This window comes from Anaeroplasma sp., assembly GCF_034179385.1.
Lineage (GTDB): Bacteria > Bacillota_I > Bacilli_A > Acholeplasmatales > Anaeroplasmataceae > Anaeroplasma.
Window position 1 is genome coordinate 1 of the sequence record NZ_JAXFPY010000119.1, and the last position, 23,131, is coordinate 23,131.

The 23,131-nt window shown below is 33.8% G+C and carries 18 protein-coding genes; 2 read left to right on the forward strand and 16 right to left on the reverse strand.

From position 1 onward, the window contains the following. Positions 1-203: 203 nt before the first annotated feature. From SPJ17_RS07910 to pepF, 12 genes are all read right to left on the reverse strand, one after another. The gene (locus SPJ17_RS07910; protein ID WP_321094504.1) at positions 204-716 is read right to left on the reverse strand and encodes a GNAT family N-acetyltransferase; all 513 of its coding nucleotides are present in this window, start codon (positions 714-716) and stop codon (positions 204-206) included. Continuing rightward, complete coding sequence (gene dxs, locus SPJ17_RS07915) at positions 713-2,539, reverse strand: 1-deoxy-D-xylulose-5-phosphate synthase (RefSeq protein ID WP_321094505.1); 1,827 nt, start codon at positions 2,537-2,539, stop codon at positions 713-715. Before dxs ends, SPJ17_RS07910 begins: the two co-directional genes overlap by 4 nt. Positions 2,540-2,597: 58 nt before the next feature. Beyond that, on the reverse strand, positions 2,598-3,119 hold the full coding sequence (locus SPJ17_RS07920; protein ID WP_321094507.1) for a GNAT family protein: 522 nt from the start codon (positions 3,117-3,119) through the stop codon (positions 2,598-2,600). 103 nt (positions 3,120-3,222) lie between these two features. After that, the gene (gene pyrE / locus SPJ17_RS07925) at positions 3,223-3,870 is read right to left on the reverse strand and encodes an orotate phosphoribosyltransferase (protein WP_321094509.1); all 648 of its coding nucleotides are present in this window, start codon (positions 3,868-3,870) and stop codon (positions 3,223-3,225) included. A gap of 1 nt (position 3,871) precedes the next feature. After that, positions 3,872-4,558 carry an orotidine-5'-phosphate decarboxylase gene (gene pyrF, locus SPJ17_RS07930; RefSeq protein ID WP_321094511.1) on the reverse strand — a complete coding sequence of 229 codons (687 nt, stop codon included), beginning with the start codon at positions 4,556-4,558 and terminating at the stop codon, positions 3,872-3,874. 1 nt (position 4,559) lies between these two features. Next, positions 4,560-5,468 carry a dihydroorotate dehydrogenase gene (locus tag SPJ17_RS07935; protein WP_321094513.1) on the reverse strand — a complete coding sequence of 303 codons (909 nt, stop codon included), beginning with the start codon at positions 5,466-5,468 and terminating at the stop codon, positions 4,560-4,562. Then, entirely contained in the window at positions 5,468-6,196 is a 729-nt protein-coding gene (locus tag SPJ17_RS07940) for a dihydroorotate dehydrogenase electron transfer subunit (RefSeq protein WP_321094515.1), read from the reverse strand. The genes SPJ17_RS07935 and SPJ17_RS07940 overlap by 1 nt, the downstream gene beginning before the upstream one ends. Before the next feature lie 4 nt (positions 6,197-6,200). After that, the gene (gene carB / locus SPJ17_RS07945; protein ID WP_321094517.1) at positions 6,201-9,380 is read right to left on the reverse strand and encodes a carbamoyl-phosphate synthase large subunit; all 3,180 of its coding nucleotides are present in this window, start codon (positions 9,378-9,380) and stop codon (positions 6,201-6,203) included. After that, positions 9,358-10,464 (reverse strand): glutamine-hydrolyzing carbamoyl-phosphate synthase small subunit, encoded by a 1,107-nt coding sequence (carA, locus tag SPJ17_RS07950; protein WP_321094519.1) that lies wholly within the window; start codon positions 10,462-10,464, stop codon positions 9,358-9,360. The genes carB and carA overlap by 23 nt, the downstream gene beginning before the upstream one ends. Before the next feature lie 12 nt (positions 10,465-10,476). Further along, complete coding sequence (locus SPJ17_RS07955; RefSeq protein ID WP_321094521.1) at positions 10,477-11,679, reverse strand: dihydroorotase; 1,203 nt, start codon at positions 11,677-11,679, stop codon at positions 10,477-10,479. Continuing rightward, positions 11,676-12,548, reverse strand: coding sequence for an aspartate carbamoyltransferase catalytic subunit (locus SPJ17_RS07960; protein WP_321094523.1), 873 nt, complete (start codon positions 12,546-12,548; stop codon positions 11,676-11,678). The genes SPJ17_RS07955 and SPJ17_RS07960 overlap by 4 nt, the downstream gene beginning before the upstream one ends. A 195-nt stretch (positions 12,549-12,743) precedes the next feature. Continuing rightward, positions 12,744-14,492, reverse strand: coding sequence for an oligoendopeptidase F (gene pepF / locus SPJ17_RS07965; protein ID WP_321094525.1), 1,749 nt, complete (start codon positions 14,490-14,492; stop codon positions 12,744-12,746). A gap of 90 nt (positions 14,493-14,582) precedes the next feature. Between pepF and SPJ17_RS07970 the strand changes: the two genes are divergently transcribed. Further along, positions 14,583-15,659 (forward strand): nucleotidyltransferase family protein, encoded by a 1,077-nt coding sequence (locus tag SPJ17_RS07970; RefSeq protein WP_321094527.1) that lies wholly within the window; start codon positions 14,583-14,585, stop codon positions 15,657-15,659. Between the two features lie 27 nt (positions 15,660-15,686). Here SPJ17_RS07970 and SPJ17_RS07975 read toward each other — a convergent pair whose 3' ends face one another. Both SPJ17_RS07975 and SPJ17_RS07980 read right to left on the reverse strand, forming a co-directional pair. Then, entirely contained in the window at positions 15,687-18,077 is a 2,391-nt protein-coding gene (locus SPJ17_RS07975) for a tetratricopeptide repeat protein (RefSeq protein ID WP_321094529.1), read from the reverse strand. 130 nt (positions 18,078-18,207) lie between these two features. Further along, positions 18,208-18,744, reverse strand: a complete 537-nt coding sequence (locus tag SPJ17_RS07980) for an NUDIX hydrolase (protein ID WP_321094531.1) — start codon at positions 18,742-18,744, stop codon at positions 18,208-18,210. Between the two features lie 160 nt (positions 18,745-18,904). Between SPJ17_RS07980 and SPJ17_RS07985 the strand changes: the two genes are divergently transcribed. After that, positions 18,905-20,272, forward strand: coding sequence for a cation:proton antiporter (locus SPJ17_RS07985; protein WP_321094533.1), 1,368 nt, complete (start codon positions 18,905-18,907; stop codon positions 20,270-20,272). 50 nt (positions 20,273-20,322) lie between these two features. On the opposite strand, the gene SPJ17_RS07990 is transcribed toward SPJ17_RS07985, so the two are convergent. Together SPJ17_RS07990 and htpG are read right to left on the reverse strand one after the other, a co-directional pair. Further along, the gene (locus SPJ17_RS07990; RefSeq protein WP_321094535.1) at positions 20,323-21,075 is read right to left on the reverse strand and encodes an alpha/beta fold hydrolase; all 753 of its coding nucleotides are present in this window, start codon (positions 21,073-21,075) and stop codon (positions 20,323-20,325) included. Between the two features lie 98 nt (positions 21,076-21,173). Further along, positions 21,174-23,066: a molecular chaperone HtpG gene (gene htpG / locus SPJ17_RS07995; protein ID WP_321094537.1), complete on the reverse strand. Its 1,893-nt coding sequence runs from the start codon at positions 23,064-23,066 to the stop codon at positions 21,174-21,176. Positions 23,067-23,131 lie beyond the last annotated feature (65 nt).

Sequence of the window (23,131 nt, forward strand, 5' to 3'; positions counted from 1 at the left end):
GGCAGATGGACATAGGTTTACTATAGTTTTTAATGAGTCTATTTCTTGAGTAATAGATTCTTGGTATGGCTTCAAGCCTTGATTTAGAGTTACTGACATTTTATTCACTCCTCGTTACATTTATTTAATTATAACCTGAATATCAAATAATGGAAATACTAAGGGAAGAAAAAAAGAAAATTGGCAAATTATTGCCAAAATTCCTAAATCATTTTTTCATATATTAATCTCTTAGGTTCTGGATAAATATAGGAATATATAACATATCCACAGTAGGAATATCCTAAGGTTTTAAGCATAGTTTGCATAATTAAATTCTCAGGATGTGTATCAATTCTTATCGATTTTCTTCCTGTATTTTTAGTGAATTCCTCTGCAAAATGCATAAGCTCTGTTGCAACACCTTGGCTTCTATATTCCTTTTTTACAGCGATTCTATGAATCGTTGTGTAATTCATTTCCTTTGTAAGCCATTCCCCAAGAGGTTTATCGTATTCCTTTTCATGGCCCATAAATGTAGCAACACCACAAACGATGCCATTTCTTATGCAAACATAGCATTGCCTTTTTAAAATATCATTTTTAAATGTTTCCTCACTAGGGCTTCCCTTAGGTCCATTCCATTGGGATGAGCCTTGGCTTTTTAAGAATTCCTTTGCATCATTTAAGCATGTAATTATAGAATCAAAATCATCCATTAAAGCAAGTCTTATCATAATAGCTTCTCCTTAATTACATCTATAAAGGATTTATCATCCCATCTATAGTTTTTATATACCTCATCTAAGCTACCAAAGGTAATTTCAACCCCAGGCTTAAAGCCATGGAAGAATACATGATTGGTATATCCATGTTCTTCTTTATATTCTAATATTTTAGAATAAAGAGTACCGGATGATATATTTTGTTCAAAAACTAAAATTGGTAAGTTTGATGCTAAAGCATCCTCTAAAGCATCAATATCCATAGGCTTTAAGGATCTTGCATTGATTACAGTTAAATCAAAATTGTTTTCATCAACAATTCTTTTTAACCTTAAAACATCAGGGCCATAGGAAATAATAATACCTTTTCTTCCAACTCTTAGAGTTGGCCAGGATAAATCACATAAATAGGAATAATTTAAATCTCTTTTTAGTTCTTTACATCTTGGATAACGTATAACAAATGGATGCTTTTGATTAAAGGCATAATTGAATAAACCAATAGCCTCCATATCATCCATAGGCATTGTCACAATAATATTTGGCATAGCTAAGAACATAGATACATCATAAATTCCCTGATGTGTAATACCATCCTCACCAACAATACCGGCACGGTCAATTCCAAAGATAACCTTTAAATCCTGTCTTGCGATATCATTTAGGATTTCATCATAAGCTCTTTGAGCAAAGGTAGAATACATAAGTACGACAACATCCTTATTTGCAATAGCCATACCTGCGCCCATGACTGCAGCATGCTCCTCTGCGATACCTACATCATAAAAATCATTTGGATAATTCTTTTGGAATAATTCAAGCTTTGCACCAGCCTTTGTTGCTGGTGTAATCACCTTAAATTCCTTTATTTTTCGTTTTTCAACTAAATAGTCGGCAACAATCTTAGAATAGCTAATCTGTGTATTATCTATAAAAATTGGTTCTCCTGTTTTAATATCAAAAGGCTCAACTCCATGGAAGTTACCTGTAGTATCTGCCTCACTAGGGGAATATCCTTTACCCTTTTTCGTTAATACATGTAATAAAATAGGTTCTTTTCTAATTTTTATTCTTTTTAACGCTTTAATTAATGGTACTAAATCATTACCATCATATGGTCCATAATAATCAAAGCCTAAATCCTCAAATATATTATCCTTTTGGATAAATGCTTTGATGGATCTTTTTATTTTATGGCAAAATACATGGAGCCAATTTGGGAATATTTTAGTCGAAATCCTCTTAAGACCAACGTGAATTTTAGATCCTCTAAGCCTTGTTAGAGCACGCGTTAGAGCTCCTACAGATTTCGTAATACCCATTTTATTATCATTTAAAATGATGATTGGGTTTTTACCCTTAATTTGGCCTAAGAAATTTAAGCCCTCCATTGCAACACCATTCATAATGGATGAATCACCAATTACACTAACGCATCTTTTATCTGATGCAAGCATAATTCCACTCATCGCAGAAATAGATGTTGAGGAATGACCAGATTCCCATATATCATATTCAGATTCTTCACGGTTTATATACCCGCTTAATCCACCAAATTGCCTTAAATTCTTAAATTCCTTTGCTCTACCGGTAAGAATTTTATGTGTGTAGCATTGATGTCCTACATCAAATAAAATATCTACTTCCTTAGGATCAAAGACATAGTATAGGGCAATTGTCAATTCTACAACACCTAAGTTTGAGGATAAATGTCCTCCAGTTTTAGAGATATTTTCAATTAAAAAGTCTCTAATCTCTTGTGCTAATATCTTAAGCTCTTTCACACTTAGGGCTTTTAAAAAGGATGGATCTTTTATGTTTTCTAAATCAAACATAGTATCACCATAGCTTTCAATTTTGAAATTATATAATATTTAAATGAAACATTCAATCTTAGATTTCTATATTCTCTTCAAAATCGCGTTTTGTAAGAGAATATAATAAATCATCATAAATGGTACCATCTTCTTTTCTTGTACCCATCCGAATCATTCCATCATAATGGAAGGATAGCCTTTTTGCAAGATTAATACTTTTTTCATTTTCCTTCGATATTCTAAGTGAAATGATTTTTCTATCTAATCTTGTAAATATATCATATATAACTTCCTTTAATGCTTCCGTCATATATCCATATCCACTATAATCCTTATGGATAAAATAGGTCATAGAAACAGATTTCATATTATATCTTAGATAATCTCTTTCAACACCAATGATACCTATAGGTTCCTTTATATTTTTTAATATAATGACATAGGAAATGGTTTGTTCAATCATTTTCCATAGAGTAGCCTCATTCACATTTTCTGTAGCATTATATTTATTTGCATAATCTGTGTTTAATATAGAAAGTACAAAGGGCGTATCCTCCTTTGTCATCTTTCTTATCATTAATCGATTTGTTTCAAGCATAGTATCACCCAATTTTCGGTCATGTAAATTATACTACATATTCCATAAAATTTATAGTATGAAAAAGACAAAATGCAGGACTTGTGTCCTGCATACTAAATTATTATTCCTCCATCCAAGATGCATCAGATGGATTCTTTTGGAATTTTAATACCTTTTTAATATCTGCTTCAGAAATATAATTCTCCTTAGCAGCAACCTCAACTAGGGTTTCAAAATTAGATAAGGAATGATTTTCACAATTTGCAGCATTTAATCTATCTATACCCTTTTGCAATCCATAAGTAAAGATAGAAACAATACCTAATACATTAGCACCGGCTTCTTTCAATACTTCAACAACCTCTAGGGAAGATCCTGCAGTAGAAATTAAATCTTCAACGACAACAACCTTTTTCCCCGCAGGTACGATACCTTCAATTTGGTTTCCTCTACCATGGTCCTTAGCTCCACCTCTTACATAGCCCATAGGTAAGCCTAAAATTTCAGATACGATTGCAGCATGTGCAATACCTGCAGTGGATGTACCCTCAATTACCTCAACATCTGGGTAATAATGCTGAATTACCTCAGCAAGACCATTTTCTACAACTCTTCTTACCTCTGGGTAAGATAAGGATAATCGATTATCACAGTAGATTGGAGATTTAATTCCAGATGCCCAAGTGAAAGGGTCATTTGGCTTTAAAAATACTGCCTTAATCTTTAATAAATTTTTTGCAACCTCTTCTGCTAGCTTTTTCTCGTCCATTTTAACAAAACTCCTTTACACATCTTTTATATGCACTAAGAGGATCCTCTTGAGCAGTTATACTTCTTCCTACAACAATATATGTTGAACCAAGCTCCTTTGCATAGGCTGGTGTTGCAACTCTCTTTTGATCGTTGACGGAATCATCAGCAAAGCGAATACCTGGAGTGACACTAATTAAGCCTAATTCCTTAATGATTGGAGCCTCAAGTGCACTACATACTACACCCTGTAAGCCTGCAGCCTTAGCGTTTTTCGCATAAGTCTTAACAACATCCTCTAATTTTTCTTTAATTAATAATTCATTTTCAAGTACCTCTTGGCTAATGGATGTTAGCATAGTTACTGCAATTAACTGTGTCTTTTTACCTGCTTCTGTTGCATCAAGACCTCTTCTTGCAGCCTCCATCATTTTAATTCCACCTTCTGCATGAACATTTGTGATTTCAACGCCAAGCTCACCAAGGTTTCTCATGGCCTTTTCTACTGTATTTGGAATATCATGAAGCTTTAAATCCAAGAAAATCTTAAAGCCCATTCTATGTAGCTTCTTTACAAGCTCAGGTCCTTCCTTATAAAATAATTCCATTCCAATTTTTAAATAAGGATTTTCACCCTTGAATGGCTCTAAAAATTTAAATAAATCTTCTTGATTTTTAAAATCACAAGCTATAATTACGTCTCTCATATTATTTTGCCTTTCCAATAATCTCTTCTAAACTTTCAATTCCATATTCTTCCATTACTAAAGGAAGCTCTTCAATAATTTTTTTGCATGCATAAGGGTCGACTAAATTTTGTGCGCCAACCATGACTAAGCTTGCACCAGCATACATCATTTCAAGTACATCGTATGCATTTGTAACGCCACCCATTCCAATAACTGGAATTGTTACTGCATGAGATACCTCATATACCATTCTTACGGCAACAGGGAAAATACCAGGTCCTGAATATCCACCCTTCTTTACAGAAATGATAGGTTGTCCTGTCTTAAGGTTAATTCGCATACCTACCATAGTATTAATTAAACTGATTGCATCCGCACCTGCAGCCTCAACTGCCTTTGCCATATCGATGATGCTTGTAACATTTGGAGATAATTTTACAATCAAAGGCTTTTTACATACCTTTCTTACCTCCATTACTAAATTATATGCAGTATCAGGGTCAACACCAAAGGCCATACCTCCACCAGAAACATTAGGGCAGGAAATATTTAATTCAATTGCGAAAACTTGATCACAATTATTTAATTTCTTTACGGTTTCTGTATATTCCAAGATAGAGTGCCCACCTACATTCGCAATAACCTTATCGTTATATACCTTAGATAATTTTACGAATTCTTCATGAATTACCTTATCTACACCAGGGTTTTGAAGCCCAATGGAATTAATTAAACCAGAGGGACATTCTGCAATTCTTGGTAATGGATTACCATATCTTGGATTTAATGTAGTACCCTTACAGGATATAGATCCTAATATATTAATGTCATATAAATCAGCAAATTCATAACCAAATCCGAAGCAGCCCGATGCTGGAACAATAGGATTTTTGAATTCCTTACCTAAAAAATTGATCTTAAGGTTCATTAAAATTCAACCTCCTTACCAACGAAAACAGGGCCTTCCTTACATACTCTTTTTGGTCCATTTGTTGTCTTTATAGAACAACCCATACAAGCACCAAATCCACAGCCCATTCTTGCTTCCATAGATACTACGCCTGATGGAAAGCTTTTCGCTACAGCCTCAAGCATTTTATATGGTCCACAGGAATAATAATAATCAAATTCAATTTTATTTTCCTTGATGCAATCACAAACATTGCCATGATATCCTAAGGAACCATCATCTGTTGCTAAAGTAACATCACATAATTCATTTAAGACATCAAGCATAACGAAATCCTCTTTACTTCTTGCACCATATACAAGCTGTGGCTTAATTCCCATTTCATTGAATTTTTTTGCAAGTCCAATGAGTGGGGCAATTCCAATTCCACCACCAATAAGTAATGGCTTTTTATCTTCATATAGTGTAAAGCCATTACCTAGTCCAATTAAGCAATCTAGAGTTTTACCAACACTATACTCTGCCATTTCCTTTGTACCATGACCTAAAACCTTAAATAGGATATCTACATGATCTGTATCAAAATCACAAACGGAAATAGGTCTTCTTAGGTAATGTCCTGGAAGTAATATATTAATAAATTCTCCAGGATTTTTTATTTCCTTCGTATCGCCTTCAAGTCGCATTAGGTATAAATCCTTACCTACCTTGACATTTCCAGCAATTTTAAGAATTACATTTTTCATAGGATTAATCCTCCTTATCGATTACAGAAACTCCCATAGTTATTTCTTCTAATACATCAAGTAATACTCTTACTGTATCTAAGCATGTGAATACAGCTACATTATTATCGATGGCAGCTCTACGAATGATCTTACCATCCTCATTTGTATTTACACCCTCTGTTGCTGTATTGATGACATAGGTTACATAGCCCTTCTTAATAGAATCTAAGATTTCTTCAGAACCCTGAGATAGCTTCTTTCTTACTCTTGTTTTAATATCATGCTGCTTTAAGAATCTTGCAGTACCTGAGGTTGCTTCAATATTAAATCCTAAATTGTAGAATCTCTTAATTAGTGGTAATGCTGCTTCCTTATCCTGATCCGATACAGTAGCTAAAATTGTACCATAGTTTGCAACTCTTGTACCAGATGCCTTAAGGGATTTATAAAGTGCACGATTTAAGGAATAATCATAACCGATAGCCTCACCTGTAGATTTCATCTCAGGAGATAATACAACATCGAGCCCTGCAAGCTTTGTGAAGGAGAATGTTGGAGTTTTTACATACCATCTCTTTCTCTTTTCTGCAAGTCCAACATAGCCTAAGTCCTTAAGCTTAGCGCCAAGCATTACCTTTGTTGCAATATTTGCAATAGGTACACCGGTAGACTTTGCTAGGAATGGTACCGTTCTACTTGATCTTGGGTTAACCTCAATAATAGAGACATGATTATTCTTATCTACAATAAACTGAATGTTATATAAACCAACCATATTTAGCTTTCTACCAATACGGCAGGTATAATCAATAATCGTTTTCTTTACCTCTTCATTTAAGGAATATGGAGGATAAACACTCATGGAATCACCAGAGTGTACACCTGTACGCTCAATATGCTCCATAATACCTGGGATGAATACATCCTCTCCATCGCATACTGCATCTACTTCGCATTCCTGACCAGAAACATACTTATCAACTAAGATAGGATGCTCATTATCGAACGCAACAGCCTCAGCTACCTTACTTCTTAATACACTTTCATCATATACAATATGCATCATTCTTCCACCTAATACGAAGGATGGACGAACTAAAACGGGATAACCAATTTCATTTGCAGCCTTTATAGCCTCATCAACAGAGAATACTCCATAGCCCTTTGGCATTGGAATATCGATTTCCTGCATTGCAATTTCAAATAAATCTCTATCCTCAGCCGTATCAATTGCCTTAGCACTTGAACCAAAGATTTTAACGCCTGCCTGATCAAGCTTATCTGCTAAATTGATAGCTGTTTGACCACCTAGGGCAACAATAACTCCCTCAGGCTTTTCAAAATCAATAATATTCATAACATCCTCAAATGTTAATGGTTCAAAATATAATTTATCGGAAACCGTATAATCTGTAGATACTGTTTCTGGGTTATTATTGATAATAATAGCTTCATATCCAGCCTCTTGAATACCCCAAATCGCATGAACGGTAGTGTAGTCAAATTCTACACCCTGACCAATACGAATTGGACCAGAGCCTAATACAACAATTTTCTTCTTATTGCTTCTGATTGATTCATTTTCATGCTCATATGTAGAATAGAAATATGGAATATAGCTTTTAAATTCAGATGCACATGTATCAATCATCTTATAAACGGGATAAATGTTATTCTCTTTTCTATATTTATATACCTCTTGGTATGTAGAATTCCAAGCTCTTGCTAAATAAGAATCACTAAAGCCGTATTTCTTTGCCATTTTCATAGTATCTAAATCAAATGGCTTAGCCTTAATAGAATCCTCTAATTCTACGATATGATAATATTTTTCTAGGAAATATCTATCAATCTGTGTAATGAAATAAATATCATCAATGGTTGCACCCTTACGGAATGCTTCTCCAATAGCGTATATTCTTTCATCTGTATGTAATTTAATTAAATCTAAAATAGAATCTAAGGATAATTGCTTTAAGGATTGAAGCTCAATATGGTCTACCTTGTTTTCCAAAGAACGAATTGCCTTTAGTAAGGATTCTTCGATATTTCTACCGATACTCATTACCTCGCCTGTAGCCTTCATCTGAGTAGATAGGCTTCTGTTGGCAGATGCAAATTTATCGAATGGGAATCTTGGAATCTTTGTAACTACATAATCTAGTGTAGGCTCAAAGGATGCCAAGGTATTGGCAATGCGAATTTCATCTAATCTTAAGCCGCAGGCAATCTTTGCAGAAACTCTAGCAATAGGATAACCAGACGCCTTAGATGCAAGTGCAGAGGAACGGGAAACTCTAGGGTTTACCTCAATTACATAATATTGGAAGGAATATGGATCTAAAGAGAACTGTACATTACATCCACCCTCAATACCAAGTGCACGAATAATCTTTAAGGAAGAGTTTCTAAGCATTTGATATTCCTTATTTGTTAAGGTTTGTGATGGAGCAACAACGATAGAATCTCCTGTATGAATACCAACAGGGTCTACATTTTCCATATTACATACAACAATTGCGGTATCGTTCTTATCTCTTAATACCTCATACTCAATTTCCTTAAAGCCCTTAATGGACTTTTCAACTAAAACCTGAGATACAGGAGATAATTTTAGTGCATTCTTTGCAAGAGGAATTAATTCCTCTTCATTATCCGCAAATCCACCACCAGTACCACCTAGGGTGAAGGCTGGCCTTAAAATGATTGGGTAGCCAATCTTATTTGCTGCAGAAACTACCTCATCTAGATTTGTTGCTGTAATGGATTCCAAAATTGGTTCTCCAATTTCTTCACATAGCTCTTTAAATAATTCTCTATCCTCAGCCTTTTCAATAGCACTTGCAGAGGTACCAAGTAATTCTACCTGACATTCATCTAAAATACCCTTTCTTGCAAGCTGCATACCTAAGTTTAAGCCGGTTTGTCCACCGATAGAGCAAATCAATCCATCCGGACGCTCATAACGGATAATTTTTGCTACATTTTCCAAATCAAGAGGTTCCATATAAACCTTATCTGCGATTTTTGTATCTGTCATAATGGTTGCAGGATTTGAATTTACAAGTACTACCTCATAGCCCTCTTCCTTTAATGCAAGACAGGCCTGTGTTCCTGCATAATCGAATTCAGCACCCTGACCAATGACGATTGGGCCTGAACCAATAACCATTACCTTTTTAATATCTGTTCTTCTTGGCATTGAAATCCCCTCCCTTTTTCATAAGATCCATGAAGCGATTGAAGATATATTCACTATCCTCAGGACCTGCAGCAGATTCTGGGTGATACTGTACAGCGATTACGCCATTCTTATCATCCATCATACCCTCTGCTTCATTATCTAATAAATTAATGTGAGTTAATCTTAAGCCTGTTCCTTCTAAGGATTTTATATCGATAGCAAAGGAATGGTTTTGAGAGGTTATCTCAACCTTATCGGTATCTAAATTCTTAACCGGGTGGTTTCCACCTCTATGACCGAATTTCATTTTATAGGTCTTTGCGCCATAGGCAAGACCAATCATTTGATGTCCAAGGCAAATACCTAAAATAGGTACTACACCCTTCATCTCTTTTATAAGATGAATAACTGGAGTTACATTTTCTGGATCTCCAGGACCATTCGATAGGAATAATCCATCTGGCTTATATCTTAATATTTCTTCCTTCGTTGTATTATATGGAACGACAACAACATTACATCCAGCCTGATTAAGCTTACGAATAATATTTAGCTTTACTCCACAATCGACACAAACAACAGTATTCTTTGGGTTTGGAGTTCTAGAATACCAAACCTTCTTTGTTGAAACGGTTTGTACCTGATTCTTTGGATATTCATAATTTTTAATCATTTCCATACATTCCTCGTATGGCTTATCAATATCACAAATTAAAGCCTTCATAGAGCCATTATCACGAATCAATCTAACGATTTCTCTTGTATCTACACCACTAATACCACAAGCTCCTGCCTCTTCCATTACTTCTCCTAGGGTTCTTGTGAAACGGAAATTTGAAGGTAGGTCGTTATATTCATGTACGACAAATCCGGACATATATATATTTTTAGATTCGTAATCATCGTCTGCTAAACCATAATTACCAATGAGAGGGTAGGTCATACATACAATCTGTCCACAGTAGGATGGGTCAGATAATATTTCTTGGTAGCCAATGACAGATGTATTAAATACGATTTCTGCAAGCTTCTCCTTAAAAGAACCAAAGCCCTCGCCCTCAAAAACCATTCCGTTTTCTAAAACTAGCTTTCTATTGTTCATAATAATTTCTCCTTAGCGCTTATAAACTAATTTACCATTTACAAATGTATATTTAGGAAAACCATAATATGTTTTTCCGATAAATGGACTATTTTTGCCCTTAGATAATATTTCATCCTTTGTATAGGTATGAGGATTTTCAATATCTAAGATAGCAAGATCTGCAACATATCCCTTCTTTAAATCCCTTTTTGGTAAATGGAATACCGAAATTGGATTATAGACCATAAGGTCTAAGAATCGATTTAGGGATATTTTACCATTTTTTACAAATTCTGTATATATGATCGGTATCATAGTTTCAAGGCCTATAATACCATTTGGACATTTATTATATTCTCTTTTCTTTTCCTCTTCTGTATGAGGTGCATGGTCACAGGCAATCATTTGTGCTGTACCATCGATGAGTGCTTCGATGGTAGCTAGACGATTCTCTTCACTTCTTAGTGGAGGATTCATCTTATAATTACCATCCTGAATCATTTCCTCATTTAAAACTAAATGATGTGGTGTAACCTCACAGGTAATATTTGTATACCCTTCACTTCTTGCCTTTCTTATTGCCTCAAAGGATTCTTTTGTAGACATATGACAGAAATGATATCTACAGCCTATTTTCTTTGCAAGCTCAATTTCTCTCCTTACCGCTACATATTCACCTTTTGGTAAATAGCCATCTACACTATCTTCAGCGTGAGATGCAATCACTAAATCATATTTCTTAGCCATGCGCATAACATCCTCTAATAAGGATGCATTATTTACTCCCTTACCATCATCCGAAATGGCATAAACCAAATCATGTATTTCTTCAACCTTAGAGGCCTCAAGCTGGTTTTCTCCTCTAGATACAGCACCATAGGGATAACAGTGTACACAGGCATCACGGGAGATTAAATCAAGCTCAAGCTTCAAATTTTGGTAGCAATCTGGACAAGGGTTTAAATTGGGCATTGGCATTACCGTTGTAACTCCACCCTTAGCTGCAGATAAACAACCCGTTTTGATGGTTTCCTTATCTGTAAAGCCAGGCTCTCTAAAATGAACATGCACATCAATCGCACCAGGCATAACGAGAAGGCCTGTACAATCGATGACCTCACAATCCATATCTATTTCATCGGATATATCTAGAATCTCTTCCTTATGGATGAGAATATCCTTTTTTATTAATTTGTTATCTTCAATGATTAAACCGTTCTTAATTAATATCATAAATTACCATCCAATGCATCGGAAATGACTGCCATACGGATATAAACTCCATTGGTCATTTGCTTATAGATTCTAGATTTTTCGCATTCTGCAACACTATCTGCAATCTCAACTCCTCTATTGATTGGAGCTGGATGCATAATGATTGCATGATCCTTCATCATTTTCATTCTTTCTTCTGTCATACCATATCTTTGGTGGTATTCTTCCTTGCTCATACCCATTTTTTCTTGGTGACGCTCAAACTGAATTCTAAGAAGCATGATAACATCCATGGTCTTACATGCTTGATCGACAGGAATCCATTTCGCACTATGATCATTAAATTCCTCTGGACCTGAAATGTATACCTCCATACCAAGCCTTTGCATGATCTCGATATTCGAGTGTGCAACTCTCGAATGAGAAATATCACCCATTATACAGCATTTAAGACCTTCAAACTTTCCAAATTCCTCATGAATGGTCATTAAGTCTAATAAAGACTGTGTTGGATGGTTCGCCTTACCATCTCCACCATTAAATATAGGAATACGAATTGTCTCAAGGTCTTTATAATAATCATCCTTAGAGTGACGAATAATAACTCCATCTACACCAAGTGCTTCAAATGTTCTTACTGTATCATAAAGGCTTTCACCCTTATTAATCGAAGATTCCTTCGTATCGAAATCAATAACGGAAATTCCTAAATTCATTAATGCTACCTGGAAGGAATAATGTGTTCTTGTTGAGTTTTCAAAAAACATAGTCACTATCTTCTTATCAGGATATTGAATACGGAAACCCTTCTTTAGCTTTTCTGCATAGCGGATAAGCTCTTTAATTTTATCTGTTGATAAATCTTTTAATGTAAGTAAACCTCTCATGATTTCACCTCAAAAAAATAGTTGTCTAACCCAAAAAGACTAGACAACTATTAATCAACATAAAGTAATCCCTTAATATTAACCTATATCTTGTTAGCCTCTCTGGACTATCTTAAAGCTTATTGACATTATCATATCATAAACTATACATACATTCAAGGTTAAAATGATAAAGAAATCTTATGGAAGCGTTTGTTATTTTAACAAATCCTCTAAGACATCCAGTAAGCTATCTAATCTTTTAACAACAGCCATAAATGCATCCTCCTTTGTTAAATCACATCCTGCCTCCTTCAATAGCAAAACAGGGTAATTCGATGCACCTGATTTTAAAAGATTTATATAGCGATCATATGCACCTTCCTTTTTATTTTTAATATCATCATATAGCTTCATAGAAGCACTAAAGGAGGTTGCATATTGATATACATAAAATGGTGAATTAAAGAAATGAGGAATATAAGCCCATACTAAGGATTTATATTCTTCTTCATCTAAGTTAATATCATAATAATCCTTATATAAGGATTTCATAATATCCGATAAGGCTCTATCGTCAATAGAGTGTCCCTCCTCTATAAGCTTGTGTGCTTCATATTCAAAGGTTGCGAATAGAGTTTGTCTATAATAGGTTGCACAAATATTATCGATAGCCTGCTGTAGCAATACAATTTTTTCGTTCTTATCCTCTACCTTATTCATTAAATAATCTAAGAACATATGCTCATTAAAAGTAGATGCTACCTCAGCTACGAAAATAGAATATTCTGAATTAATATAATCCTGGCTTCTATTCGTATAGGTAGAGTGAATGGAATGTCCACATTCATGTGCAACAGTAAATGCAGAAGATAAATCCCCATTATGATTTAATAAAATGAATGCACCCTCAGGATATGTAGAAGTGGAATATGCTCCATTTCTTTTTCCATCCTTAATATCTACATCTACTCTTCCAGAAGAAAGACATAACTCTGCTACACTCTTATATTCACTACCCATGAAATTCATTGCATCTAATACCATTTCCTTAACCTTAGGATAGCTATATTCCATATTGCTCTTTCTAAATTGTAAGAATCGATCATAGGTTCTAATCTTATCTAGCTTAAAATATTTCTTTCGGATAGAATAATATCTTTTTAATGGTGAAGTATTTTCTCTTGTAGTCTTCATTAAGGATTCATAAACCGATACGGGAATATTTTCAGAATCGAGCTTAGCCTCAACCATACTCTTATAGCCTCTTGCCTTCATATTTGCATATTCACTTTTAACGATACCTTCATAAATTCCAGCAAGAGTTGCTTTATGGTCATTATAGAATTTATAGATTGCATTAAATACCTTAGTTCTATCCGATGGATCCTCTAAAATAGACAAATAGTAGGTCATATTGGATTTATTCACTTCTACCTTTTTTCCATCTGCTAAAGTAACAGATACATTTGTATTATCTACAATAGTAAGCTTACTATATAATTCTCTATAGCCATTTGTTGCATCACTATAGTATGCCATTAATACTTCTTCATTTTCCTTTAATATATGTTTATTTCTTCTAAATAAATCCTCCATTAAATGCTTATAGGATGGACAATCTTGGCAAAACTTTAGTACATCATCCTCTCCAACACTTAATAATTCAGGCTCAATATAGGATACATTTTCTAAGAATTCACTATATTTACCATATATCCTAGATCTTAATCTTCCAGATTCCATATCCTTTTGATTTAAATCATTCTTCATAGATGCGTATACAAAAATCTTAGATAATAAGCACATAGCCTCACTATATAGTCTTGTATATTTCATAAAGCCATCCTTTGTGCCTAATGTACCCTTTAATAAAGATAAATTCTTAACAAGTAAATCGAACTTCTTTATATCCTCTTCTAATAGATTCTCATTTTCATAAATAATTTTTAAATTCCAATTCATATATATACCTCACAAACACCATAAGTATACCATATTTTTTTAAGTTTAAAAAAAGAAAATCTTGTAATATAATTACCTTAGGTGATGGAAATGAAAATCGTAGGTATTATTGCTGAATATAATCCCATGCATAATGGTCATATGTATCATTTAGAAGAAATAAATAAAGAAAAGCCAGATATTAAAATATTAGTATTATCTGGAGCATTAACTATGCGTGGAGATTTATCTATTTATAATAAATTCATTAAGGCTAAGGAAGCATTACAAGCAGGAATCGATATTGTAATTGAATTGCCTTTAGCCTATTCTATGCAAAGAGCGGATATTTTTGCTAGTAATGCTTTAGCTATTTTAAACCTAGCAAAGGTAAATGAAATCATCATCGGAAGTGAAAATAATGAAATATCCTTATATGAATCTATATATAAGAATAATATAGAAAATAGGAATAAGGATACTTCCATGAAGGAAAGCTCTAACCAATTAATGGATCTAGATTCTAATGACACCTTAGGCTACTTCTACTATAAAGCCATTCAAGATCACCATTATAATATACTTTTAAAAACGATAAAACGATTGAATTCAAAATATAAGGATAAGGATATAACGGGTGGCTCTATACAATCTGCAACTGCAATTCGTGCCAATTTAGATGAAATGGAAAAATATGTTCCAAGCTTCATCTACCAAGATAGGGAATACATCTTAGATGAAAATATGCTATTTCCTTATTTAAAATATAAAATATTATCCACAAATGTAGAAGATTTAAAGAATATCTTCTTTGTTGATGAGGGTATAGAATATAAGCTTAAGAATATAAAGGATTATGACTCCTTAGATTCCTTTATAGAATATTTATCCAATAAAAAATATACAAAAACCAGAATGAAAAGAATGCTAATGTATATTCTATTCAATATAAAAAAAGATGAGATGAACAAAATCTCACCACCAAATTATTTAAGAGTATTAGGATATTCAAATAAGGGTAAGGAATATTTAAATCATATAAAGAAGGATGTCCCTATTTATACAAATATTAAAGAGGGTATAAATAATGCATTAGATATAGAATTGAAAATATCAAAAATCTTAGATTCCATATATCATTTAGATTTATTAAAAAAGGAACAAAAGGGTCCTATTATAAAAGAATGAGGGATTTCACCAATCCCTCATATTTTTTTAGAAATATTTTTGTAAGAATTCTTGAGCTTCCTCATATCCGTCATCATAAAGCTTCTTTGCAAGCTCAAAGGAATAATCCTTATCCTGTACAACACCCCTACCTAGGTAGTAGCATTCGGCAACCTTTAATGTTGCCATTTTAAATCCATGGATATGAGCATCCTCAAAATATTCAAAGGACTTCTCTTCATCCATCTCAGCACCCTCTAGATAATATTCACCAAGAGCATATTCTGCCATAAAATCTCCATAATCCGCACCCTCTTGATAGTTTTCCTTTGCTAGCTGAATGGATTTTTTAACGCCCTGACCATTCTCATAGCATCTACCAATCATATAGTAGGCTTGTCCATTTTCTTGTTTTGATGCTTTACGATACCACTTTAATGCTTCTAGGTAGTTTTGATTAAAGCCTGTACCATAGTAATAGCAATTACCTAATAGTACCTGTGCTTCAGGATCATTCTTCTGAGCAGCCTGCATATACCATTTTACAGCCAAAGAATAATCCTTAGTTACACCATTACCGAAATAATAGCATTTACCTACATTACACATTGCAGCAACATGCTTGCCCTGGGCCGCCTTCATATATGCATCAAAGCCAAGCTTTTCATTGGCCTCTGTACCATCCGCATTCATGTAGCAATCACCTAAAGCATTTAATGCCTCAATATTTCCTTTTTCTGCAGCAACCTTATACCAATGGAATGCATTCTTTGAATTTTGGGCAACACCCTTACCATTGTGGTATGCAACTGCTAGGGCATATTGACCCTCAGGGCATCCACCCTTTGCAGATTCCTTATACCAATAGAAGGCATCCATATCGCTCTTCTTTGTACCTTGTCCAAAGTAATAGCAATTACCAACCTCAAATTGTGCAGCAGCATGACCAAGCTCTGCAGCCTGTCTAAAGTGCTGGAAGGATTTATCGTAGGATAATTCAATATCATCCCCCTGCTCTTCCATAAGTCCAATAATATAAATTGCATCTGCACAGCCTAAGCTTGCACCCTTTTTATAATTTTGAACAGCTCTTATCTTATCCTGCTTATAGCCAACACCAAAATAATATAAATCACCTATATTTTTATATGCAGCACCACGGCCTGCCTTTGCAGCCTTATTAAACCAATCAATAGCAATTTTAATATTTGGCTCAATATATAAGCCATAACGATATAGTGTACCTAAATCGTTCATTGCCTTTGGATGACCCGCTGCTGCAGCCTTTTGTAATAGATAATATGCATTCTTATAGGATTGCTTACATCCTTTACCTAAGAAATACATACATCCTGCATGATAGCATGCTTCGATGTTATCCTCATCCGCAAGTGTTTGGTAAATTTCTAGAGCCTTTCTATGATTTTGAACCTCACCTTTTCCATAATAATAGCAATTGGCAAGATGGAATAATGCATCATTATCTCCTCTTGCGGCTGCACTCTTATAATATTTTGCTGCAATTAAGTCATCCTTAGCTACACCAAAGCCATAATAATATGCATCACCTAAGGCACTATAAGCCTTATCACAGCCATCATTCACACTCTTTAGATAATATTCAACACCTAATTCCTCATCCTTATCTACGCCAAGACCATTCAAATAATGATAACCTAAATAGTATTCAGCTAAAGGTAAATCCTTAGTCTTTAAGAATAGCTTAAAGGAATCTAAATAGTTGTCTTTCCCATATTCCTTAATTGCCTCATTAAAGGCATCCATATCGATTACCTTTGGCTCTGCCTCTTTTACTTCCGATGTAGCCTCTACTAAAGCAGGTGTCTCTTCTACTGCTTCCTCAACTGGTTCTTCAAAAACCTCTTCATCAGATGTCTCTTCTACCGCTTCCTCAACTGGTTCTTCAAAAACCTCTTCAAGAGGATTCTCTTCCTCTTTTTCTGGCTCAATTGCCATCTCGTCTATAGTTTCTTCCTTTAAAGATTTTAAAAGTTTTTCAATATCATCAATGAAATGTGAAGATTGGCAAATAACATTCTTTTGTTCAAGTTCCATTCTATAATCATCTGCACGAAGTAAAATATCATCGGAATATTCATCGTGCTTATATATATCTAAAAATAAATCATCAATGCTATTATTTAATGCAACATAAACCTCAGGCTTTGGCATTCTTTGATTTTCTTGAACAATACCATGTAGCTCATAATACTTATCGGATGCAAGTACCTGACTACTAATAATATAAATTACAGCATCCGCACGCAAAAGGCTTGCTCTAATTTTGGAATCAAAATCAAAAGAGTCTGGGAATTCCATTCGGACTGTAAAATTCTTCTTGGATAGTTCTGCTGCAATTTTATTTGCTTTAAAATAGTCATCTACATAGGCTAATATCAATACAGTATTCACGTCCATATTCTCCTCCATAATCAAAACAAAATCTTATCTATATCATTGTACCATAAATTTTAATTTATGCGTTATTATTTTAACGAAAAAATATTAATAATACGATTTTTTTAAAAATCTATCCTGTTTTTGTAAATTATTTCTTATACCTGATTAAATATGTGCTTAATGCACAAATGGTTTTTGCATCCTTAATCTTACCTGAATTGATCATATCTAAGACATCGCTTAGGGGAATATATTCTGTTTCAATAACCTCATCTACATCAAAATTAGTATTTGATTTTACATAATCCTTAGCTAAATAAAGGTAAATAACCTCTGAAGAATATCCACAGGTAGGATAAATATCTATTAAATGCTCTAAGGATTCTGCCTTATTCCCTGTTTCTTCTTCAAATTCTCTTAATGCTGCTTGATATGGGTCTTCCCCCTTTTCAAGCTTACCCGCAGGTATTTCATAGATTACCTCATTATATGGGTAACGGAACTGCCTTTCAAGCAAGACTCTATCATCCTTTGTAATACAAAGTATTGCAGCGCCTCCATTATGCCTTACAACCTCTCTATAAGAATTCCTACCATTAGGGCATAGTACTCTATCTCTTTCTACTCTAATGATTTTGCCATCATAGATTACTTCACCATCAATTTTCTTTTCTATCATATTCATAATCATCACCATCCCTCAAGAATATTTTACAAAAAAGGAAGCAAAAAATAAAGATATCTCTTATTTCTTAATTCGAAAGCGTTTTAAAATAATTATTTTGATTTTTAGTGATACAATTAGATTTGTATCAAAATAAGCAAATAGAAAAGAGTTGAAGAAAATGGATTTTCAAGCATCTACTTTATTTGAAGTTCTACTTCCACTTGGTGTAATTATCTTTCTATCTAAGCTATTATCTATAGGTTCTAGAAAGATTGGATTACCTCAGGTTATCGGAATGCTTCTAACTGGCGTTTTATTAGGATCAATTGTATTCATTCCAAATCATGAATATGTTATGACAAACAATTCGATGATTGGAATACAAATTGTAGCCGAAATAGGTGTAATCCTAATTATGTTTAGTGCCGGTATGGAAACCGATCTAAAGCAAATTAAGCAAACCGGAGTTGCCTCCTTAGTCATTACTATGCTTGGAGTCATCGTTCCAATGGGATTAGGTTTCTTAGCTGCATTACTTTTAGGAACAGATTTATCGAACACAAAAACATTATTTCAAAATCTATTTTATGGTGTTGTATTAACAGCAACCTCAGTATCCGTTACTGTTGCAACATTAAAGGAGCTTGGAAAACTAAATTCTAAGATTGGTACAGCCATTATGTCTGCAGCCATATTAGATGATATCATCGGTGTCATTATATTATCTATTATCTTATCCTTAGATAAGGCAATGACTGGGGCACAAGCCGATACAAATGTCACCCTAGAAATTGTTATGGTAATCGTTAAAACCATTTTATTCTTTATTTTTGCTATTGGTCTTGGATTTTTGGTTCGTTTCATATTTAAAAAACTTGCAAAAAAATATGATCATCATAGACGTATTCCAATCTTTGCCATTGCACTTGCATTCTTCTTTGCATTCGCAGCTGAAAAATGGTTCGGAATCGCAGATATTACCGGTGCATTCTTTGCAGGATTAGTATTATCGGACTTCAAGGAAACACAATATATTGAAAGAAGAACAGATATTACATCCTATCTATTATTTACACCAGTGTTCTTTGCTAAGGTTGGAATAACTTCTATGCAAAGCTTTACGGACCAAACCTCAAATCCATTTGCCACATGGCAATTTCCCGTCTTTGGTATATTATTCTTACTTGCAGGTATTACAGGTAAGCTCATTGGCTGTGGAGCTGGAGCTAAAATGTGTAAATACTCATGGAAAGATTCCTTAAGATGTGGTGTTGGTATGATGTGTAGAGCTGAGGTGTGCTTAATTTGTGCACAAAAGGGTATCGATGCTGGAATTATTTCAGCATCCATTCAGCCATTCATTTTAATCCTAATTCTTCTTACATCCTTTGTAACACCTGTTATATTAAAGGCAACCTATAGAAATGAAATGAAAGACGAAAATGAAGGATTAGATTCCATTCCTATGGTTGAAAGCTCAACACCAATAGCTGATTCTCATATAGTAAATACAAATTATCAAGGTCCATTTATGGATCAGCAATAAGAAGAAGAAAAAAGGCTGTTAAGATTTTTAGTTTCTTAACAGCCTTTTTACTATCTTTTATTTGTTAAAAAATCCTTAAAATGAGCAAGTGCGATATCTTGCTCCTTTCTTTTAAAGCCATGACCTGCCTTTTTTATAAAATAAACAAAGGAATCAGAAGATAAATTCTCTAAGGTTTTTCTTAAATGTGTAGCCGATACAATCTTATCCTTTCCTCCATGGACAATACATACAGGACATAAAACCTCTTTTATGATTTTATCGGTATCTAACCTTATACATCCCTCTGCGAAGGATGGGTTAAATTTAAAGCCAAATTTACATTTCCATGTTTCTCTTATATGATTTGGGTCAAAGGAAATTAAAAGCATTTTACCGCGTCTTGCGTCATCTGGGATGGATAGAGCTGGGTAGATGGATAATACTTTTGCAACTACCGCAGGATTTCTTGCTGCATAAATGAAAGATATAAATCCACCTAAGGATTCACCAAAGAGCATAAGCTCTTGCTTACTTTCTTCTACGCTATTTATTACCGTTTGAAGATCGTTTAATTCATTTTCTATGGTTAAATATTCTCTTGGACCTTCACTTTTACCAAATAAATGTCCACCACAAAAATCATAAGTATAAACCGTATAGCCCATTTCTGCTAAAAATATGGCATATCTTTTTAATCTTTTTGAATTCGATAAAAAGCCATGAGACATAATAATTGGTATATTTTTAGGATTATTTGGAATATATTTCATTCCATGTATCCTATATTTACCATTGTTTAATTGAAATTCTATCTTATTCATCGCAATCACCTAGATTTATTTTACAATGGATATAAGAAAAATGGAAGAAATGATTGCTCATTCCTTCCAAAATTTTATAGACACATATTTACTTTTGTCTACTTCATTAGAAGTTGATTTAAATCCTCAGCAAAGTCCTTTGGATCATCTGGTAGAATACCTTCTTGTAGTAATGCTTCTGTATATAATAGCTTAGTCATACGAGATGCCTCATCCTTATTTACCTTATATAAAGCCTCAAGTTTAGCAAACATTGGATGATTTGGATTAAGCTCAAATACTCTTTCCGCCTTAACCTCTTGATTTTGCTGCTTTAAGACACGCTCCATCTCAAAGGATAATTCACCGGTTGAGGATACGCAGCATGGTGCATCAACAAGCTTCTTAGAAAGGATTACTTCCTTAACAGAAGGTATGGATTCCTTAACCTCACTTAAGAACTCCTTCTTTTCTTCTTTTAACTCATCAATCTTTTTCTTTTCCTCTTCATCGATTAAATCAAGCTCATCCTTATTGATAGACTTAAATGGCTTTTCATTATAGCTCTTTAATACATTAATCATGAATTCATCGATATCCTCAGATAGAATGAATACATCATAGCCCTTAGATTTAACTAAATCCATTTGTGGTAGCTTTTCTACGGATGCCTTATCATTTCCAATTGCATAATAAATTTCCTTTTGTGATTCAGGCATCTTTTCTACATATTCATTAAATGTAACAAGCTTATCCTCATTAAAGCTTCTAAGCAAAATTAAATCCTTTAAGGAATCCTTACGCTCACCATAATTTTCATATAGACCAAATTTTAAATGTCTACCCCAATCCTTATAGAATTCCTCATATTTTTCTCTATCGTTTTTAACCATACGAGATAATTCAGCTAAAATCTTCTTCTCTACATTCGCTGCAATCTTCTTGATGGCTCTATCCTCCTGTAAGGTTTCACGAGAAATATTTAGTGGTAAATCTGCACTATCTACTAAGCCCTTTACAAATCTTAGGTAATCTGGGATTAATTCCTTACACTTTTCTAGGATAAATACACCCTTTGTATATAACTGTAGTCCCTTATCATCCTTATCATTATACATTTCATAGAATGGCTTCTTTGGAATGAATAATAGAGCATTATAGGTTAGCATACCTTCAACATTTACATGAATGGATGTGATAGGATCCTGCCAATCCATAAATTTAGATTTATAGAAATTATTTAATTCCTCATCGGTAACCTCACTCTTATTTTTCTTCCAAATAGGAAGCATAGAATTCACTGTTTCAAGCTCCTTATGTGTTTTTGGCTTAAAATTAGGATCCTTCTTTTCCTCATCTGTTGCAGGGTCAAGCTTAGTTACCCAAGTCTTAATAGGGTATCTTACATAATCGGAATATTTCTTAATTAATTCCTTAACCTTATATTCCTCTAAATAATCACTATATTTATCATCTTCCGTATCATCCTTTAAATATAGAGTAATTACAGTACCATAATCCTCCTTATTTCCATCTTCGATGGTATAGGATTCAACACCCTCTGATGTAAATAGATGAGATGTATTATCCTTAATCGATTTTGTTAATACAGTTACCTTGTTTGCAACCATAAATGCACTATAGAAACCTACACCAAATTGACCAATGATATCGACTTCTGGTGTATTTTCCTTTTCAACTGCTTCCATGAATTCCTTAGAGCCTGATTTTGCGATAGTACCTAAATTATTTTCAAGCTCCTCTAAGGTCATACCAACACCATTATCCTTAATGGTTATGGTCTTTTTTTCCTCATCTGCTTCCACCAAAATTTGGTAATCCTCTTGTGGAATTGAAGTATCGGTTAAAGACATATAATGTCTTTTATCGATAGCATCGGATGCATTCGATACTAATTCTCTTAAGAAAATCTCCTTGTGTGTATAAATCGAATTAATCATCATGTCTAATAGACGTTTTGTTTCTGTTTTAAATTTCTTTGTCGTTTTCATTTTTTTACTACCTCCAAACTGTTCATAAGTAATTATAATTCTATTTTTTGGCACTGTCAACAGTA

What these genes read in the sequence shown, in the direction of transcription:
- SPJ17_RS07990 (WP_321094535.1), bottom strand. Translation starts at nt 21,075, where the DNA reads ATGAATAAGATAGAATTTCAATTAAACAATGGTAAATATAGGATACAT.
- SPJ17_RS07920 (WP_321094507.1), bottom strand. Translation starts at nt 3,119, where the DNA reads ATGCTTGAAACAAATCGATTAATGATAAGAAAGATGACAAAGGAGGAT.
- pepF (WP_321094525.1), bottom strand. Translation starts at nt 14,492, where the DNA reads ATGAATTGGAATTTAAAAATTATTTATGAAAATGAGAATCTATTAGAA.
- carA (WP_321094519.1), bottom strand. Translation starts at nt 10,464, where the DNA reads ATGAACAATAGAAAGCTAGTTTTAGAAAACGGAATGGTTTTTGAGGGC.
- dxs (WP_321094505.1), bottom strand. Translation starts at nt 2,539, where the DNA reads ATGTTTGATTTAGAAAACATAAAAGATCCATCCTTTTTAAAAGCCCTA.
- SPJ17_RS07975 (WP_321094529.1), bottom strand. Translation starts at nt 18,077, where the DNA reads ATGGACGTGAATACTGTATTGATATTAGCCTATGTAGATGACTATTTT.
- SPJ17_RS07935 (WP_321094513.1), bottom strand. Translation starts at nt 5,468, where the DNA reads ATGAACCTTAAGATCAATTTTTTAGGTAAGGAATTCAAAAATCCTATT.
- pyrE (WP_321094509.1), bottom strand. Translation starts at nt 3,870, where the DNA reads ATGGACGAGAAAAAGCTAGCAGAAGAGGTTGCAAAAAATTTATTAAAG.
- carB (WP_321094517.1), bottom strand. Translation starts at nt 9,380, where the DNA reads ATGCCAAGAAGAACAGATATTAAAAAGGTAATGGTTATTGGTTCAGGC.
- SPJ17_RS07940 (WP_321094515.1), bottom strand. Translation starts at nt 6,196, where the DNA reads ATGAAAAATGTAATTCTTAAAATTGCTGGAAATGTCAAGGTAGGTAAG.
- SPJ17_RS07985 (WP_321094533.1), top strand. Translation starts at nt 18,905, where the DNA reads ATGGATTTTCAAGCATCTACTTTATTTGAAGTTCTACTTCCACTTGGT.
- SPJ17_RS07980 (WP_321094531.1), bottom strand. Translation starts at nt 18,744, where the DNA reads ATGAATATGATAGAAAAGAAAATTGATGGTGAAGTAATCTATGATGGC.
- SPJ17_RS07960 (WP_321094523.1), bottom strand. Translation starts at nt 12,548, where the DNA reads ATGAGAGGTTTACTTACATTAAAAGATTTATCAACAGATAAAATTAAA.
- SPJ17_RS07970 (WP_321094527.1), top strand. Translation starts at nt 14,583, where the DNA reads ATGAAAATCGTAGGTATTATTGCTGAATATAATCCCATGCATAATGGT.
- SPJ17_RS07955 (WP_321094521.1), bottom strand. Translation starts at nt 11,679, where the DNA reads ATGATATTAATTAAGAACGGTTTAATCATTGAAGATAACAAATTAATA.
- pyrF (WP_321094511.1), bottom strand. Translation starts at nt 4,558, where the DNA reads ATGAGAGACGTAATTATAGCTTGTGATTTTAAAAATCAAGAAGATTTA.
- htpG (WP_321094537.1), bottom strand. Translation starts at nt 23,066, where the DNA reads ATGAAAACGACAAAGAAATTTAAAACAGAAACAAAACGTCTATTAGAC.
- SPJ17_RS07910 (WP_321094504.1), bottom strand. Translation starts at nt 716, where the DNA reads ATGATAAGACTTGCTTTAATGGATGATTTTGATTCTATAATTACATGC.